Raw genomic sequence first — 16,275 nt, 5'->3', positions numbered from 1 at the left:
AGGCTCAGGCAGTGAGTAGCTTGCCGGTTTTGTAAGACTGGCTGCCCGCGACGCGGGCGATATTGAGGCCGGCGGTGGCGTAGGGGCGGTCGCTGGTGGCGTACAGCACGCCGCCGCGCTCGGTGCAGACCTGGCTGACCTCATCGCGGACCGGGTCGATCACGTCGGCCACCAGGTCGCCGGGGCTGAGCAAGCTGCCCGGCTCGGCGCGGTACACCACTACGCCGGCATGCGGCGCCGTCAGGTCCTCGGAGCCGGCCAGCGGCGTGGCGGGATGGCGCAGGGGCGGCAGCGGCGGCGCGTCGCCGCGGATCACGCCGCGATGCTGCAGGAAGTGGATGATGGCTTCGGCGTCCTTGGCCGCGTATTCGTGGTTGACATCCCATTCGCCGCGGAGCTCCACCGTCACCGCCAGGCAGGCCATCTCTATGGGCGCGGCCAGGCCGGCCTGGGCCGCCAGATCGCGCAGCTGCCACCACGGCTGGCTGCAGGCTTCGTCGAAAGGATAGTCGCCGGAGTCCTCGGCCAGCAGGCTGGCGCACACGCCCAGATAGCGCGACAGCGGCTCGCATTGGTCCCACAGCGGCGTGCCGGTATAGAGATGGATGTCGGCGCGGCTGTCGCAGTGCAGGTCCAGCATGATGTCCGCGTCAAAGGCCATGGTCTGCAGCGCGTGGCGCAGCGACTGCAACTCGGTCTGCGGCTGCTGCCGCTCCAGTTCCACGCGCATCGCGGCGCGGATCAGCCGGGTATTGGCCTTGGCGTCGGCGCCCAGCTGCTGCCGCACGGCGGCGAACACCGGCTCGGCCATGGGGTGGTAATGGCGGTTGAAGTTTTGCCCGCTCATCAGCTCGAAGCGCCCCAGCAGCCTGCCATGCTGGTTCTGGCTCAGCCCTATCGGGTTGGACACCGGCAGCACGGTGATTTCGCCGCGGATCGCGCCCTGGTCTTCCAGCAGGCGCAGGCGCTGCTTCAGATGCCAGGCCACCAGCATGCCGGGCAGTTCGTCGGCGTGCAGGCTGGCCTGGATATGGACCTTTTCTCCGCTGCCGGGCTGGCCGAAGTGAAAGCTGGTCAGCGCGCGCTGGGTGCTTAGGCTGGGCGAGAGCAGCGGATGGTGTTGGATATGCATGGTGTCTCCTCTGTTTATTCTGGATCGCGCAGCCGGGATAAAACGCGCCGCCGCGTTGACGAAGCGGCGGGGCGCCGGGACAATCTGCGCTTCGATTCACTCCGTACGTGGGGCGCGCTTGGATTCATTGTCCGATTTCTTCCAGCCCGGCATCGAGCCCGGCTCCTTGCAGGCCGTGTCGCGGCTGCAGGGCGCCTGGGGCTATCTGTCCGTTTTCGTCACGCTGTTCCGCGGCGGCGACGAGGAAGTGCTGATGCGCCTCCTGGTGCTGCGCGAGCTGGGCGGCCGCGCCGAAGCGCCCCTATGGACGCCGCAGGAAATCGCCCAGCGCTTTGCTTACCTTAACGATACCAAACTGGCCACCATTCTGGGGCGCTTGCGCGAAGGCGATTTGCTGGTCTACGACAGCGACGGCGGCGTCTACCAGCTGTCCGAGGGCGCGCGCGTGGCGCTGGCGGCGCTGGCCACCATGGTGGATTTCGCCGGCGACGACGTGGAGCTGGGCTACCTCACCAGCCAGGTGGCGGCCGGCCAGGCCGTGGGCCAGGTATCGGACGAGGCGCTCAAGCATCTACTGGCGCGGCTCAACGAGCTGTACGTCGAGTTCGAAGAGGCGCTGGAGTCGCAGTCCGAGTTCCGCATCCGCGCCGCGCAGCACCGGCTGGAGGCCGTGTGGCGCTGGGTGGCCAAGTCCACCGAGGTGGTGAAGAGCCTGACCGGCGACGACAGCTTGAGCCTGGCGGTGCTGAACCAGGCCCAGGCCATCGCGCTGGCGCAAAGCCGCATGCTGGCGCTGGCCGGCACTTTCGAGCGCCGGCTGGCGCAACTGGCCGCGCAGCGCGTGCACCTGGGCAATTCCGGCCTCACCTCCACCGACATCGCCGACTGGCTGCGCCGCCAGGGCGCGGCCATGCTGGCCGGCAAGCTGGCCGATGCCTGGTCCATCTGTCCGGAGCCGGCCTTCCTGTCCACGCCCGAGCTGGCCGACGTGGCCGAGTTCGAGCTGCTGGCGCGAGAGCGCGCCAAGGCCGGCGCGCACGTGCTGCCCGGCGGCGAGGCCGCGCCGCTGGCCGACGCGCCGGAAATGGAGCGGCTGCTGGAGGCCGAGGACATGTATGACCGGCTGCTGGAGCTGGGCATGAGCGGCCAGGCCGACGCCCACATCAGCCAGGCGGTGCTGGCGGGCAGCTACAACGAAACCGCCTACCGCCTGTCCTTGCTATCCCTGATCGGCGACCCGGAAACCAGCAACGACCAGAGCATCGTCGCCGCCTTGGCCAAGCTGCCGTTCCGCCTGCAGGGCGGCGACGCGGTTATCGAGACGGATCACCCGGAGGTGGCGACGCTGTCGGATGCCAGGCTGGTGGCGATGGGGAAGCGCTGAATGCATGCTCGCGGGATTGCCATGCTCGCATTCGCCCCCTCTCCCCCGGCCCCTCTCCCGCGAGGGGAGAGGGGCGGTTCGACGTTTATGCGCATAAATATTGCGGCACGCGGCATGTCGATAGCCGCCCAAAGCCCCTCCCCCCTGGCGGGGGAGGGGTTGGGGAGAGGGGGCTGTCTGCTGCGCGGCCAGGCACAGGAGCGGGGGAAATGAAGCCGACGATTACCCGGCAGGAACTGGCTGAAACGGTAGCCAGGATGGAAGCCCGCCTTGGCGGCGATGAGAATACGGAAGTGCAAGCGTTGCTGGTCCATTACCGGCAACTGCTGCCGCGCTTCAATCAGGATCTGGCCGACCCGCGCGATGCCGCGCTGGCGGCCTCCGCCGCGCTGATGCTGATCCAGAGCGTGGCGCAAGCCAAGAAATAATATGGAACACGAAATCAAAACCCTCACCGCCCGCCTGTTGGCGCACCGCGTGGTGCCGCGCGCCGACGCGTTGGCGAAGAAGGCGCTGCTGGACGACATCTTCCGCGCCGAACTGGACAAGAGCCTGGCCGCCGTCGGCCTGCGCCTGGTGGAGAACCCGTACGCCGAGCACATCGCCGCGGCCTTGCTGCCGGAAATGACCGAGCCGGTATTCGGCTCCGGCGACGCCTGGCTCAACAACAACCTGGGCCTGCCGCGCGACGGCGTGGCGCTGCTGGTCATTCTGTGGGCGCTGATCATCCTGCCCAAGCGCGAGCGGCAGATCGCCCGCGTCGAGGCCGGCAAGGAGAGCCAGAGCGACATGTTCGGCGCGCAAAAGCCGCTGGAAACCGGCGAGGCCGTGTCCGCCGGCATTTCCGAGGACGCGCTGTACGCGGACTTCGGCAAGGCGCTGGGCGGCCGCACCCGTTTCAACGCCAACTTGGGCCGGCTGGTCAACCTGGGCTTCGTCGTGCGCCGCAACCGCTGGCTGGACGAGGGGCCGATGCTGGACCTGATGATAGATTACGCCCAGCTGGCGCCGCGCATCATCGAAGGCGCGCTGGCCGACGTATTGCTGCGGCGCGAGGGCCGCGAGGCGCTGGCCGACAAGCGCGCGCCGGAAGCTACCCAGCAAGACATCGAAGACGAAAACGGCGAGGACGGCATCGCGTCGGCCGGCCCGTTGTTTGACTTGCCGCCGGACGATGCGGCGGATGGGGAGGTTCGCTGATGTTCCAGATGAAATCGGTGGAAATGGTGCACTGGGATTTCTGGCAGCGGCTGACCGTGCCGCTGGACGCGCAGATCGTCACCATCATCGGGCCCAACGGCTCCGGCAAGACCACCTTGCTGGACGCGCTGCGCACGCTGCTGGCGATCAAGTGCTCCGGCAAGCGCGACTACAAGCGTTATGTGCGCAACAACAAAGAGGCCTTCGCCTACTTGCGCGGCGTGGTGGACAACCCCCGCCGGCCTAGCGGCGGCCTGTATCCGACGCCATTCTTCCCCATCGTGTCGGAGTCCGTCACGCTGCTGTGCCGCATCAAGAAGCAGGGCGGAGACTGGGTGCGCCATTACGCCATCCTGGACGGCGACATCGCGCTGGAGCACGCCGAGGGCCAGGCGCAATGGCTGGGCGTGCAGGAATACCGCCGCCGGCTGGAGGCCGCCGGCCTGACCGCGGCGGTGGGCGAGGTGCTGGCGCTGGAGCAGGGCGACACCGACAAGCTGACCGAGTACAGCCCGCGCCAATTGCTGGACCTGGTGTTCCAGGTGTTCGGCGACAAGGACGTGCTGGACAACTACCAGCGCGCGCGCGACGAGCAGCGCGCCACCGAGCTGGAGCTGGAGGCGCTGAGCCGCCAGGAAGAGGCGCTGCAGGTGCGGGTGGAAGCGATGAAGAACCGCGCCAACCGCTACCTGGAATGGAAGCAGCTGCAAACCGGCATCAAGCGGCTGCGCGAAGAAGCGCTGCCGGTGCTGGCCTATCTGGACGGCAAGGCGTCGTTCGGCAAGCAGTGGAACGATTACCGCGCCGGCTACCATGTGCTGAACCAGGCGCGGGCCGAGCACGCGGACACGCTGGATCTGGTGGCCAAGCTGAAGGCGGCGGAAGTGAGCGCCGGCGAAGCGCGCGGCGCGGCGGAGACCGTGCGGCTGGCGGCGCAGGAAGCCTTCATGAAGGCCAAGGGCGAGCATGCCGGCGTGGCCGGCCAATTGAAGGAGCGCGACCGCTTGCAGGCCCTGGCCGGCAAGGAATACGGCGCCGACGCCGCAGCGTTGGCCGACAAGCTGGCCGCCTTGCGCGCCGAGTCGGACCAGCTGAAAGACGGCCTGCGCGCGCTGAAAAAGCAGCGGCAGGAAAGTTCGGAACATCTGCAGGCGCTGGAAGTCGGCCGAGGCCGCTCGCCGGAGGACGTGCGCCAGTTCAAGGCGGCGCTGGACGAAGCCGGCATTGGCCACGCCATGCTGTCCGACATCGTCGAGGTGATGGACTCCAACTGGCAGGCCGCGGTGGAGGCCTTGCTGCGCGGCTACCGCCACGTGGTGCTGCTGGACCAGGAATCCGACCGCCGCGAGGCCTGGAAGATAGGCGAGAAGCTGCGTTACCGCCATTTCGTGGTACCGGAGCGCGCCGCGCCGCCGCGCGCCGCCAAGGGCAGCCTGCTGGAAGTGGTGCGCTTCTCCGCCGACGCGCCGGACTGGCTGTACCGGCAGATGAACAGCGTGACGCGAGTGGAAAGCGCGAACGAGGGCGCCAACGTCGACGGCGACTGGATCACCCGCGACGGCTATTTCCGCGAGCGCCGCGGCGCGCGCCACATCGGCGTGCCCATGCATGAATACGCGTTTGGCGAAGCGGCGCGGCAATCGCGCCTGCTGGCCGTGCGCGACGAGTTGAAGGCGCTGAACGTGCGCATCCTGGCCGACGAGGAGCGGTTGGTGGCCGCCACCCGCGAGGCGGCCGGCCTGGCCGAGTACCTTGGTGGCATGGACGCGATCCGCCAGCTGGACAGCCGCGCCGACGAGTTTTCAGCGCTGGAGTCGCGCAAGGCCGAGCTGGAGGCCGAGATCGCCCGCCAGGGCGCGGCGCTGGCCGCAGCCGGCGCCGACAAGGACGCCGCCGACCAGCGCTACGGCGACGCGCGGCTGGCGCACGACCGCGTCTGCCAGCGCGAAATGGAAAGCCTGTCCAAATACAATCAGAAGCTGCAGGAGGTGGAGCAGGCGCGCCGCCAGCTGCGCCGCCTGATTGCCGAACTGCGCGAGTGGGCGCAGCGGCTACCGGCCGATGCGCTGGCGCCGGAGCATGTGGCGCAGCTGGAGGACGAATTTGACACCGCCGCCGACGCCAAGCACCAGCTGAACTACCTGGAAGAAAAGCTGCAAAGCGGCGACTGGGAGCAGGATGATTCCGTGCTGGCGCTGAAGGACAAGCTGGTGGAGGACCTGAGCTCGCTGGATAAGGAGCGGCAGCGCCGCCAGGGCGAGGTGGACCGCTCGCGCGAGCTGACCGATGAGGCGCGCGCCGCCTATATCGGCAAGCTGCGCGCCACTGTGCGCGCTTACGGCCAGAACGTGAGGCGGCTGGGCGAGCTGGCCGGCATCCAGGTGGAAGTGGAGCTGCCCAAGCTGGAGAACGACGACGCGGTGCTGGCCCAGGCCGGGCTGGTGTTGAAGTTCAACTTCGACCAGAAGGGCATGATGGGCATGAACGACGGCGAGGCTTCCGGCGGCCAGCAGGTGATGAAGTCGCTGATCCTGTTGATCGGCCTGATGATGGACGAGGCCAATCCGTCCGGCTTCGTCTTCATCGACGAACCGTTCGCCCACCTCGACATCTTCAACATCGACCGCGTGGCCGGCTTCCTGAAAGCCACCGAGGCGCAGTATTTGATCACCACGCCGAACACCCACAACATCAACATCTTCGCGCCGTCGGAACTGACCCTGGCCACGCGCAAGAAGCGGCCCGGCGAAACCTGGGCGCCGCCGATATTGCAGACGCGACGGAGGGTGGAGGGACTCTGATGCTGTTATCTGACCTCGACATGAGCGCTTTGGTGCGCGAAGAAAGCAAGGGGCGTGACCGGTTGGTGCCGCGACCGCTCCCGGGAGCGCTGCCATTGTTGGGGTTGGATGAGGCGCAGGGCCGTTCATGGTAGGTGGATGAGGACAAGCTGCGAGAAGGCAACTGGCCGTTGGAAGCCCTGGATAGACGGCATGTTCAGAGCCTGCTCCAACAGTCGTTGCCTGATGAATTGCGCAAGTTGCTAGCGGCGATGGCGCGCACTGGGCACAAATTGGAGCAGGAAATTCTGTTTCTTGAATCGTTGGAGGCTGGCGCGGCTAGCGTTGAATGAGCCTTGGCCCGCCAGCGGGCAACCATGCGTGTTTCAGGGTTGAATTTCGCCTGCTTTGCTCCACACTATCGCCATCATCAACCCAGACGAGGAAGCAAGACATGGCAACCGTAACCCTGCGCGGCAATCCGGTGGAAGTGGCGGGCGCATTGCCGGCCAAGGGCCAACAGGCACCGGCGCTGCAACTGACCGGCGGCGATCTGGCCGAGGCGACGCTGGCCAGCTTCGCCGGCAAGCGCAAGATCCTGAACATCTTCCCCAGCGTGGACACCCCGACCTGCGCCGCCTCCGTGCGCAAGTTCAACGAGAAGGCCGCCGCGCTGGCCGACACCGTGGTGCTGTGCATTTCCGCCGACCTGCCGTTCGCGCAGAAGCGCTTCTGCGGCGCGGAAGGCATCGAGAACGTGGTGAACCTGTCCACCTTCCGCAATCCGGGCTTCGCCGAGGCCTATGGCGTCAAGCTGGCTTCCGGCCCGCTGGCCGGACTGACCGCGCGCGCCGTGGTGGTGCTGGACGCGAACGATCAAGTGCTGCACAGCCAGCTGGTGGGCGAGATCGCCGACGAGCCGGACTATGCCGCCGCCCTGGCCGCGCTGTAATTCCCATCCCAGCTCAGGCCGGCAAGGGGATCGGCCCCGGCTGGAGCCGGAAGCATGCCCCAGGCGGGCAAACAAAAAGCCGGCTCCTCGGAGCCGGCTTTGTTTTTTGAGCGAAGGATTTTTGGAGCTTAGCCGCGCTGGCCGGCCAGTTTGCCGGACGGCGCGTTTTCCTGCTGCATGGCTTCCACCAGCTGGGGATCGTGCTCGTCGCGCAGGTAGCGGGTGTACCAGCCGCTGCTGACGCCCCAGAAGTAGAAGCCCAGCGCGGCCGCGGCCACCACGGCCATGTCCACGCCGTAAGGCAGGATGCCGATGCCGCCGAACTCGGCGCTGCCGATATAGGACAGCAGGGCCATCACCGGCAGGTAGAGCACCATCCACAGCGCGCCCTTCAGCTCGCGCTGGAAGTCCGGCCAGCCGGCCTTGGCCTGGTACCAGACGTAGACCGGCAGCGCGGCCACGATCAGGAACAGGATCTGGCCGGTCAGCGGCCAGCGCGCCCAATACAGCACCAGGGAGGCGCAGACGAAGGCGAACGGCGCGATCACGCCCATGCCGGACAGGCGCAGCGGGCGCGGCAGGTCAGGCGCGCAGCGGCGCAGCGCGGCGGCGCTGATCGGGCCGGTCAGGTAGGAGATCACGGTCGCGACGGAGATCACCGCCGCCAGCGTGCCCCAGCCGCGGAAGAAGAACAGGAAGACGAAGGACACCGCCAGGTTGAACCACATGGCCGGACGCGGGATGTGGTACAGCGGGTGCATGCGGCCGAAGATGGCCGGCATGGTGCCGTTGCGCTGCATGCCGTAGATCATGCGAGCGGTGGAGGCCATATAGGCGGCGCCGGTGCCGCTGGGGCTGACGAAGGCGTCGAAATACAGGGTCATCATCAGCCAGTTCAGGCCCAGGGCCATGGCCAGTTGGGCGAACGGGGAGCTGAAGTCCAGGCCTTTCCAGCCGTGGGCCAGTTCCGCCGGCGACAGCGCGCCGAGGAAGGCGACTTGCAGCGCGACATAGATCACCGCGGCCAGCAGGATGGAGCCGACCACGCCGAAGGGCACGCTCGTGCCCGGATTGCGGGCTTCGCCGGCCAGGTTGATCGGGCTCTGGAAGCCATTAAAACTGAACACAATGCCGCTGGTGGCCACCGCGGTCATCACGCTGGCCCAGCCGAACGGCGCGAAGCCGCCCAGCGCCGCGTTGTTCAGGTTTTCGCTATGGAAGCCGCTATAGATCAGCGCGCCCACGGTCAGGGCCGGCACGATCACCTTGAACACGGTGATGGCGCTGTTGGCCTTGGCGAACAGCTTGACGCCCCAGTAGTTCAGCAGGAAGTAGACGACCACCAGCACGGCGGCGAAGGACAGGCCGACCGTGCTCAATTCGCCGTTTTGGTACAGATGCTGCGCCCAGGGGTAGGGCCAGGTGCTCATGTACTGCACCGAAGCCTCGGCCTCGATCGGAATCACCGACACGATGGCGATCCAGTTGGCCCAGGCGGCGATGAAGCCGAGCAGGGAGCCGTGGGAGTAACGCGCGTAGCGCACCATGCCGCCGGTTTCCGGGAACATGGCGCCCAGTTCGGCGTAGCTCAGGGCGATGGAAAGAATGATCACCATGCCGACGATCCAGGCCACGATGGCGGCCGGGCCGGCGATCTGCGCGGCATGGGCGGCGCCGAACAGCCAGCCGGAGCCGATGATGGAGCCAAGACCGGTCAGCATCAGCGCGACGGGGCCGATGTGACGAGTGTGTTGTTGTTGCAAGGGTGAATCTCCTGTCGTTTACGTTGTACGGACAGCGGCAACACTCGGCCTAGCGCGCGCCAGGGCCGGCATGCCTGAGTTGTCCATGGAGCCGGGTGGGCCCGGTCTAGTCTGATGCGCGCCTGTTGGGGACGGGCGCGGCCTTGGCGGAGCGGCGCGAAGGGCGCCCGGCCCCGCCAAGGCGGGCGGATTGTAACTCAGTGTGAATACTCTATGCCAGTGTTTGCTTATATGTCTTGCAATGTTTCCGTCACAAAAAGGGAATAAACTGCCGCCTTTCCCCGTCTGTGCAGTGCTCGTCATGTCTCTGATCAAACGCCTGTGGCTGACCATCGCCTTCACCTTAGCCAGCCTGGCCCTGGTGATGGCGGTCACCGGGCAGCAGCTCTATTCCTTCACCCATCACGTCGATCGTTACAATCGTTTACAGCAGCTCGCCAGCAATCTGCAGCAGATGAAGGCCGTCGCCTTGTCGTTTTCGCGCGCCGACCCCTTGCTGCCGGATACCGCCACGCGTCTGAAGCAGGCGCGCGGCCAGGTGGCCGAGCTGCAAGCGGAGATGCTGGCAAACTTGCCGGCCGGCGACGGCCAGGCATTGGCCGGCGTCCTGCGCGGCCATTGGCAGGAATATGCGCGCAATCTGGATAGCGCCATCCACATTGCCGAAACGGCGCCGCAAGATGCCTTGTCGATACCGGAGCAGGCTTATCTGAACGATCTGGTGCCGCTGGCGGCGGAAATCGACCGCCAGCTCGCCCGTCGCGACGGCGAGCTGCGGCAGGAACGGGCCGCGCTGGCGACGGCGCTGGCTTGGCTGGCGCCCTTGATTCTGGGCCCGCTGGCGCTGGCCAGCGCGCTGGTGGTGTTGATTCAATTGACCATGGCGCGCCGCCTGAAGCGCCATCTGGGCGCGATGGCCCAGGCGGCCGACGCGCTGAGCGAGGGCAATCTGGCGGTGCGGTTGCCGGACCAGGGCAAGGATGAGCTGGCGCATGCCGCCTCCCGCATCAACCGTTTCCTGGACCGTCTGGCCGGCCTCTTGGACGAGGTGAGGCTGCATGCCGGCAACAATCTGCGCGACAGCCAGCGCCTGCAGCTGCTGACCCGGCAGAGCGCCGACGCCAGCCAGCAGCAAACCGGCAAGAGCCGCTTGTGCAACGAGGCGGCGGCCGAGATCGCCGATCACGCCGAGCAAGTGGCCCAGCATATCGAGGCCGCGTTGGACAATTCGCGCAGCGCCGCCATCGCCACCGCCCAGGCGCGGCGGCAGGGCGAATGCAACGCCGACGCCATGCGCCAGCTGGCAGGCCGCATAGACTACGCCACCGTGGAAATGCGCGAACTGAGCCAGGCGGTGGGCGCGGTGTCGCAGATCAGCGGTTTGATTCGCGACGTGGCGGACCAGACCAATCTGCTGGCCTTGAACGCCGCGATAGAGGCGGCGCGCGCCGGCGAGGCGGGGCGGGGTTTCGCCGTGGTGGCGGACGAGGTGCGCAAGCTGTCCGAAAGCACCGCCAACGCCACCAGCGCGATCTTCGACAGCCTGCAAAAGATGGAGCGCGCCCAGGGCGCGCTGGGCGAGGCCATCGCCGCCGCGGGCAGCGCCAGCCACGAAAGCCAGGCCTCGCAGCAGGCGCTGGACGCCGCGCTGGGCCTGGTGGACGGCGCGCTGGGCCGGCTGGGCGTGCTGATGGAGGACATCGGCACCGCGCGCGAATTGCAGGCGCGCGCCGGCGGCACGATACGCCAGCACGGCCATGAGCTGTCCAGCCTGGCGCAAGACATCGAAAGCCAGATGGAAGCGGCGGAGCCGCTGATGCTGCAGCTGGCGCAGTCCGCCGGCGGGCTGGGCCAGGCGCTGGCCTGGTTCCGGCTACCCGGCAGCGCGCGGCCGGCGGCGGCCGCGCAAGACGCGCCCGCCGGCGGCGAATGGTCTGGGCGCCTCAGCGCCGGCTAGGAAACGATGGCGGCGCGGGCTTGCGCCGCACCACCACACTGCGCGCCAGCTTGTCGTGCCAGCCCTGCTTGCGCGCGTCCAGGCCTACCCAGATCAGGCCCAGCCCGCAAGGAATGAGGGAGAGGTAATAGCCCAGGTAGCGCAGCGCGGCCTGGCCCGGCGTCAGCGGGCCGCCGCTGTCCGCGTCCACCACTTGCGCGCCCAGCATCATCTTGCCCGGCGTGGCGCGTTTGTAGATCCAGAACAGGATGACGGCGACGGCCGGCAGCACATAGTTGAGCATGAAGTCCGCGATAGGATCGACCGGGCGATTGCCGAAGGCGGCTCCCGACCAATCGTCGAAGCGGCTGGCGCCGCCATCGCTCAGCAGCCACAGCAGCGGCGCGGAGACGATCAACAACAGCACGGTATCCACCAAGCAGGCGCCGACCCTGGCCCAGAAACCGACATATTCCCATTCTTCTTCGCGGTCTATCATCGCTTAATCGTCCAGATTGGCCTTGTGTTTGTCGGCCACGCGCAGGTAATGCTCGGCGGAATACTGGAAGTAGGCCAGTTCCTGCTCCGTCAGCGGCCGGGCCTGCTTGACCGGGTTGCCCAGGTATAAATAACCGGACGCCAAGCGTTTGCCCGGCGGCACCAGGCTGCCGGCGCCGATCAACACGCGGCTTTCAATCACCGCCCGGTCCAGCACGATGCTGCCTATGCCTATCAGCACCTCGTCGCCTATGGTGCAGCCGTGCAGCGTCACGTGGTGGCCGATGGTGACATGCTTGCCTATGATCAGCGGCGCGCCGGCCGGATCGGCCGCCGTCTTGTGGCTGACGTGCAGCATGGCGTGGTCCTGCACATTGCTGTTCTCGCCGATATGGATATGGTTGACGTCGCCGCGCACCACCGCGCAAGGCCAGACCGAGGCGCCTTTTTCCAGCTTCACCTCGCCGATGACCACCGCGGTCGGGTCGATGTAACAGCCGTCCGCGATGTCGGGGTGGTGGCCGTCGTATTGGCGGATATTGCTTTTCATCGTTTCGTCCTTATCTCGGTAATAACGCATTGTGCCGGCCGCGCGCCGCGGCGCGCAAATTCCTTTATCATATCCGCCCCATCAAACAGGACGTTGAAGCCATGAGCCAGAACCCCCTCCTAGACTTTTCCGATCTGCCGCGCTTCGACGCCATCCGGCCGGAGCACATCACCCCGGCCCTCGATGCGCTGCTGGCCGATGCCCGAGCCGCGATCGACGCGGTGGTGGACGCCGGCGGCGACAGCTGGGACGCGGTGGTGGAGCCGCTGACCGACGCCACCGAAAAACTGGGCCGCGCCTGGGGCGTGGTGGGCCATCTGAATGGCGTGGTAGGCAATACCGAGGGCCTGCGCGAGGCGTACAACGCCGAAATCCCGCGCGTGTCCGCCTTCTTCACCGAGCTGGGCCAGAACCTGGACCTGTTCGCCCGCTTCAAGGCGGTGGCCGCCAATCCCGCCTTCGCCGCCGCCAGCGCCGCGCAGAAGAAAGTGATTGAAAACGACTTGCGCGACTTCCGCCTGGCCGGCGCCGAGCTGCCGGACGCGCAGAAGGCGCGCTTCGCCGAGCTGTCCAGCCGCCTGGCCGAGCTGTCCAACCAGTTCTCGCAGAACGTGATGGACGCCACCGATGGCTTCAGCCTGTACATTGACGACGCGGCCGAGCTGGCCGGCATCCCGGAGGACACCCTGGCCATGTACGCCGCGATGGCCGAGGCGGATGGCCAGCCGGGCAAGTACAAGCTGGGCCTGCAGTTCCCGCTGCTGTTCCCGGTGCTGCAATACGCCGACAACCGCGCGCTGCGCGAAAAGCTGTACGAGGCCAACGCCAAGCGCGCGTCCGAGTTCGGCCCGGCCGAGCAGGACAACGGCCCGCTGATCCGCGAAAAGCTGATGCTGGCCGCCGAAGAGGCGCAGCTGCTGGGCTTCGCCAATTACGCCGAGTTGTCGCTGTTCACCAAGATGGCGGAAAGCCCGGCGCAAGTCATCGACTTCCTGCGCGACCTGGCCCGCCGCGCCAAGCCCTACGCCGAGCAGGACCGCGCCGAGCTGGAGGCCTTCGCCCGCGACGAGCTGGGCCTGGACACGCTGCAAGCCTGGGACATCGGCTACGCCAGCGAGAAACTGCGCGTCGCCCGCTACGCCTTCTCCGAGCACGAAGTGAAGCAATATTTCCCGGAGCACAAGGCGCTGCAAGGCCTGTTCAGCGTGGTGGGCACCCTCTACGGCGTGCGCTTCGCCGAGCGCCAGGTCGCCACCTGGCATCCGGACGTGCGCTACTTTGAAATCTTCCAGGGCGATACCTTGTTGGGCGGCTTCTACCTGGACCTCTACGCCCGCGACGGCAAGCGCCCCGGCGCCTGGATGGACGACGTGCGCGGCCGCCGCCGCAAGGGCGAAGACGTGCAGACCCCAGTGGCCTACCTAGTGTGCAACTTCAGCCGCCCGGTGGGCGACAAGCCGGCCTACTTCACCCACGACGAGGTGATCACCCTGTTCCACGAGTGCGGCCACGGCCTGCATCACTTGCTGACCCGCATCGAAGTGGCCGGCGTGGCCGGCATCAGCGGCGTGGAATGGGACGCGGTGGAGCTGCCCAGCCAGTTCATGGAAAACTTCTGCTGGGAGTGGGACGTGCTGCAGGGCATGACCGAGCATAGCGAAAGCGGCCAGCCCCTGCCGCGCGAGCTGTACGACAAGATGATCGCCGCCAAGAATTTCCAGTCCGGCATGCAGATGGTGCGCCAGCTGGAGTTTTCCTTGTTCGACATGCTGCTCTACACCGCCGGCAATCCGGACCGCGTGGAGTGGCTGGCCCTGCTGGACGAAGTGCGGCGCGAGGTGGCGGTGAACTTCCCGCCGGCCTATAACCGTTTCCCCAACAGCTTCAGCCACATTTTCGGCGGCGGCTACGCGGCCGGCTACTACAGCTACAAGTGGGCCGAAGTGTTGTCGGCCGACGCCTACGCCGCGTTCGAAGAGGCCGGCGGCGCCAACCCGCAGGTGGGCCGCCAGTTCTGGGACGAAATCCTGGCCGTGGGCGGCAGCCGTCCGGCGCTGGAGTCGTTCCGCGCCTTCCGCGGCCGCGATCCGCAGATCGACGCGCTGCTGCGCCACTCCGGCATGGTGGCCGAGGGCGCGTAAAAAAAAGGCTGAGGCTCCGGAACTCGCCTGACCGCGTCCGGCTCTAATTTATTGCTCAGGGTTGTCTTCCGGAGCAGCAAGCGAGCCAGACGCGTATCAGGGTAGTGATACCGTGTCTATTGCGCGCCTCCGCCATCCGCGGAGGCGTTTTTTTTGCGCCGCGCGGCGCAAACCGCGAAAATCCGCTCAACAGCCGGGCCAGTCGCTGCTATGGTATCGGCCCGTTCACTTCCCTTCTGGAGCCCCTGGCCATGCGTTTTGCCACCTGGAACGTCAATTCCCTGAAAGTCCGCCTGCCGCAGGTACTGCAATGGTTGGCCGACACCGGCGTCGAAGTGTTGTGCCTGCAGGAACTGAAGATGGACCAGGACGCCTTCCCGCTGGCGGAGATCGAGGCTGCCGGTTATCGAGCCGTCTGGTTCGGCCAGAAAACCTATAACGGCGTGGCCATTCTGGCCAAGGCGCCGCTGGAGATAGAGGACGTGGTGTCCGGCATCCCCGGCTACGGCGACGAGCAGCGCCGCGTCATCACCGCCACCATCGCCGGCGTGCGCGCGATTTGCGCCTATTTCGTCAACGGCGAGGCGGTGGACTCGCCCAAATACCCGTACAAGCTGGAATGGCTGTCCAAGCTGGAAGGGCATGTCGCGGCCGAGCTGGCCGCGCATCCGAACCTGCTCTTGCTGGGCGACTACAACATCGCGCCGGAAGACCGCGACGTTTACGACCCGGAAGGCTGGCATGAGCAAGTGCTGTGCAGCACGCCCGAGCGCGACGCTTTCCGCCGCCTGATAGGCCTGGGCCTGTCCGACAGCTTCCGCCTGTTCAATCAGGAGGAGAAGCAGTACAGCTGGTGGGACTACCGCCAGATGATGTTCCGCCGCAACAAGGGCGTGCGCATCGACCATATCCTGGTCAGCGACGCGCTCCAGCCGCGCGCCGTCGCTTGCGAAATCGACAAGGCGCCGCGCAAATGGGAGCGCCCGTCCGACCATACCCCAGTGGTGCTGACGCTGGCCGACTGATTCCGTCCACGGAAACAATCCACCTTGGCCCGGCCGCATGCCGGGCCTTTTGCTTGGCCGGGTGGATCCATCCAGGCAGTTTGCGCCTATAAAAAGACGATGGAATATGCTTGCCGCGTGGCCGGGACAAGGTTTGGTCTGGCTCAAGCCGGCATGCCGCGCAGCTTGCTAAGCTGACTCCATCACTCATAGCCGGAAACCCACCATGACCACATTGCACACGCGCGCCAGCACAGGCGACCCCTACTACCAGGACGTCCCGGGCTATATGACCGAGGTGTACGACTGGGCCTACGTCAACCCGCGCAAGGCCAGGCTGCTGGACCATAAGCTGGTGGTGCGCACCTTGCTGTTCGGCAACGACCAGCGCTTGATGCGGGCCTATCTGGATGAAATCCGTCCTGGCGAAAAGGTCTGGCAGGTGGCGCACGTCTACGGCGACCTGGTGCAGCGCGCGGCCGGGAGAGTGGGCGAGGAAGGCCGCTTCACCCTGACCGACATCACGCCGATACAGATCGAACTGGCCGAAGGCAAGCTGGCCGATGTCGGCCAGGCCGCCGTGGTGCGCGCCGACGCCGCCCGCTACCAGCCGGAGCAGAAGCAGGACCTGGTGTGCAGCTTCTTCCTGCTGCACGAGGTGCCGGAGGAGATGAAGTCCGCCATCGTCGACAATATGCTGTCCCATGTGGCGCCGGGCGGCCGCGCGATGTTCGTCGACTACCACCGGCCCAAGGCCTGGCAGCCGATAGGCTGGCTGCTGAAGTGGGTGAACCGGGCATTGGAGCCGTTTGCCGAGGCCTTGTGGCGCAACGATATCGCCAGCTATGCCCGCGAAGCGGGGCGCTTCGAGTGGCGCAAGCGCACCGTGTTCGGCGGCGTGTACCAGATCGTGATGGCGAGGCGCAAAGCCTGAG

13 protein-coding genes are annotated in these 16,275 nt (G+C 66.8%); 9 read left to right on the top strand and 4 right to left on the bottom strand.

Annotation, left to right across the window (positions count from 1 at the left end; genetic code table 11):
- Positions 1–4: 4 nt before the first annotated feature.
- Positions 5–1,132, bottom strand: a complete 1,128-nt coding sequence (locus tag FYK34_RS14735; RefSeq protein WP_149297657.1) for a succinylglutamate desuccinylase/aspartoacylase family protein — start codon at positions 1,130–1,132, stop codon at positions 5–7.
- A gap of 118 nt (positions 1,133–1,250) precedes the next feature.
- On the opposite strand from FYK34_RS14735, the gene FYK34_RS14730 reads away from it, so the two are divergent.
- The 5 genes from FYK34_RS14730 to tpx all read left to right on the top strand — a co-directional run bounded on the left by FYK34_RS14730 (position 1,251) and on the right by tpx (position 7,448).
- The gene (locus FYK34_RS14730; RefSeq protein WP_231137270.1) at positions 1,251–2,516 is read left to right on the top strand and encodes a hypothetical protein; all 1,266 of its coding nucleotides are present in this window, start codon (positions 1,251–1,253) and stop codon (positions 2,514–2,516) included.
- A 209-nt stretch (positions 2,517–2,725) separates the two neighbouring features.
- On the top strand, positions 2,726–2,944 hold the full coding sequence (locus FYK34_RS14725; protein ID WP_149297654.1) for a hypothetical protein: 219 nt from the start codon (positions 2,726–2,728) through the stop codon (positions 2,942–2,944).
- Position 2,945: 1 nt separating this feature from the next.
- Entirely contained in the window at positions 2,946–3,716 is a 771-nt protein-coding gene (locus FYK34_RS14720) for a hypothetical protein (protein WP_149297652.1), read from the top strand.
- Complete coding sequence (locus tag FYK34_RS14715) at positions 3,716–6,517, top strand: AAA family ATPase (protein ID WP_149297650.1); 2,802 nt, start codon at positions 3,716–3,718, stop codon at positions 6,515–6,517. The genes FYK34_RS14720 and FYK34_RS14715 overlap by 1 nt, the downstream gene beginning before the upstream one ends.
- Positions 6,518–6,950: 433 nt before the next feature.
- Positions 6,951–7,448: a thiol peroxidase gene (tpx, locus tag FYK34_RS14710; RefSeq protein WP_149297648.1), complete on the top strand. Its 498-nt coding sequence runs from the start codon at positions 6,951–6,953 to the stop codon at positions 7,446–7,448.
- A 128-nt stretch (positions 7,449–7,576) separates the two neighbouring features.
- On the opposite strand, the gene FYK34_RS14705 is transcribed toward tpx, so the two are convergent.
- Complete coding sequence (locus FYK34_RS14705) at positions 7,577–9,211, bottom strand: APC family permease (protein ID WP_149297646.1); 1,635 nt, start codon at positions 9,209–9,211, stop codon at positions 7,577–7,579.
- A gap of 301 nt (positions 9,212–9,512) precedes the next feature.
- On the opposite strand from FYK34_RS14705, the gene FYK34_RS14700 reads away from it, so the two are divergent.
- Positions 9,513–11,168 (top strand): methyl-accepting chemotaxis protein, encoded by a 1,656-nt coding sequence (locus FYK34_RS14700; protein WP_149297644.1) that lies wholly within the window; start codon positions 9,513–9,515, stop codon positions 11,166–11,168.
- On the opposite strand, the gene FYK34_RS14695 is transcribed toward FYK34_RS14700, so the two are convergent.
- Together FYK34_RS14695 and FYK34_RS14690 are read right to left on the bottom strand one after the other, a co-directional pair.
- Positions 11,155–11,646, bottom strand: coding sequence for an RDD family protein (locus FYK34_RS14695; RefSeq protein ID WP_149297642.1), 492 nt, complete (start codon positions 11,644–11,646; stop codon positions 11,155–11,157). The genes FYK34_RS14700 and FYK34_RS14695 overlap by 14 nt on opposite strands.
- Before the next feature lie 3 nt (positions 11,647–11,649).
- The gene (locus FYK34_RS14690; protein WP_149297640.1) at positions 11,650–12,195 is read right to left on the bottom strand and encodes a gamma carbonic anhydrase family protein; all 546 of its coding nucleotides are present in this window, start codon (positions 12,193–12,195) and stop codon (positions 11,650–11,652) included.
- 101 nt (positions 12,196–12,296) lie between these two features.
- On the opposite strand from FYK34_RS14690, the gene FYK34_RS14685 reads away from it, so the two are divergent.
- The 3 genes from FYK34_RS14685 to rquA all read left to right on the top strand — a co-directional run bounded on the left by FYK34_RS14685 (position 12,297) and on the right by rquA (position 16,274).
- Positions 12,297–14,336 carry a M3 family metallopeptidase gene (locus FYK34_RS14685; protein WP_149297638.1) on the top strand — a complete coding sequence of 680 codons (2,040 nt, stop codon included), beginning with the start codon at positions 12,297–12,299 and terminating at the stop codon, positions 14,334–14,336.
- A 251-nt stretch (positions 14,337–14,587) separates the two neighbouring features.
- Positions 14,588–15,361 carry an exodeoxyribonuclease III gene (xth, locus tag FYK34_RS14680; protein WP_149297636.1) on the top strand — a complete coding sequence of 258 codons (774 nt, stop codon included), beginning with the start codon at positions 14,588–14,590 and terminating at the stop codon, positions 15,359–15,361.
- A gap of 205 nt (positions 15,362–15,566) precedes the next feature.
- The gene (rquA, locus tag FYK34_RS14675; RefSeq protein WP_149297634.1) at positions 15,567–16,274 is read left to right on the top strand and encodes a rhodoquinone biosynthesis methyltransferase RquA; all 708 of its coding nucleotides are present in this window, start codon (positions 15,567–15,569) and stop codon (positions 16,272–16,274) included.
- Position 16,275 lies beyond the last annotated feature (1 nt).

The organism is Chromobacterium paludis, from assembly GCF_008275125.1.
GTDB classification, from domain to species: Bacteria; Pseudomonadota; Gammaproteobacteria; order Burkholderiales; family Chromobacteriaceae; genus Chromobacterium; species Chromobacterium paludis.
Note: the sequence above shows the minus strand (reverse complement) of the source record. Positions and strands in the feature narration are given on the sequence as shown.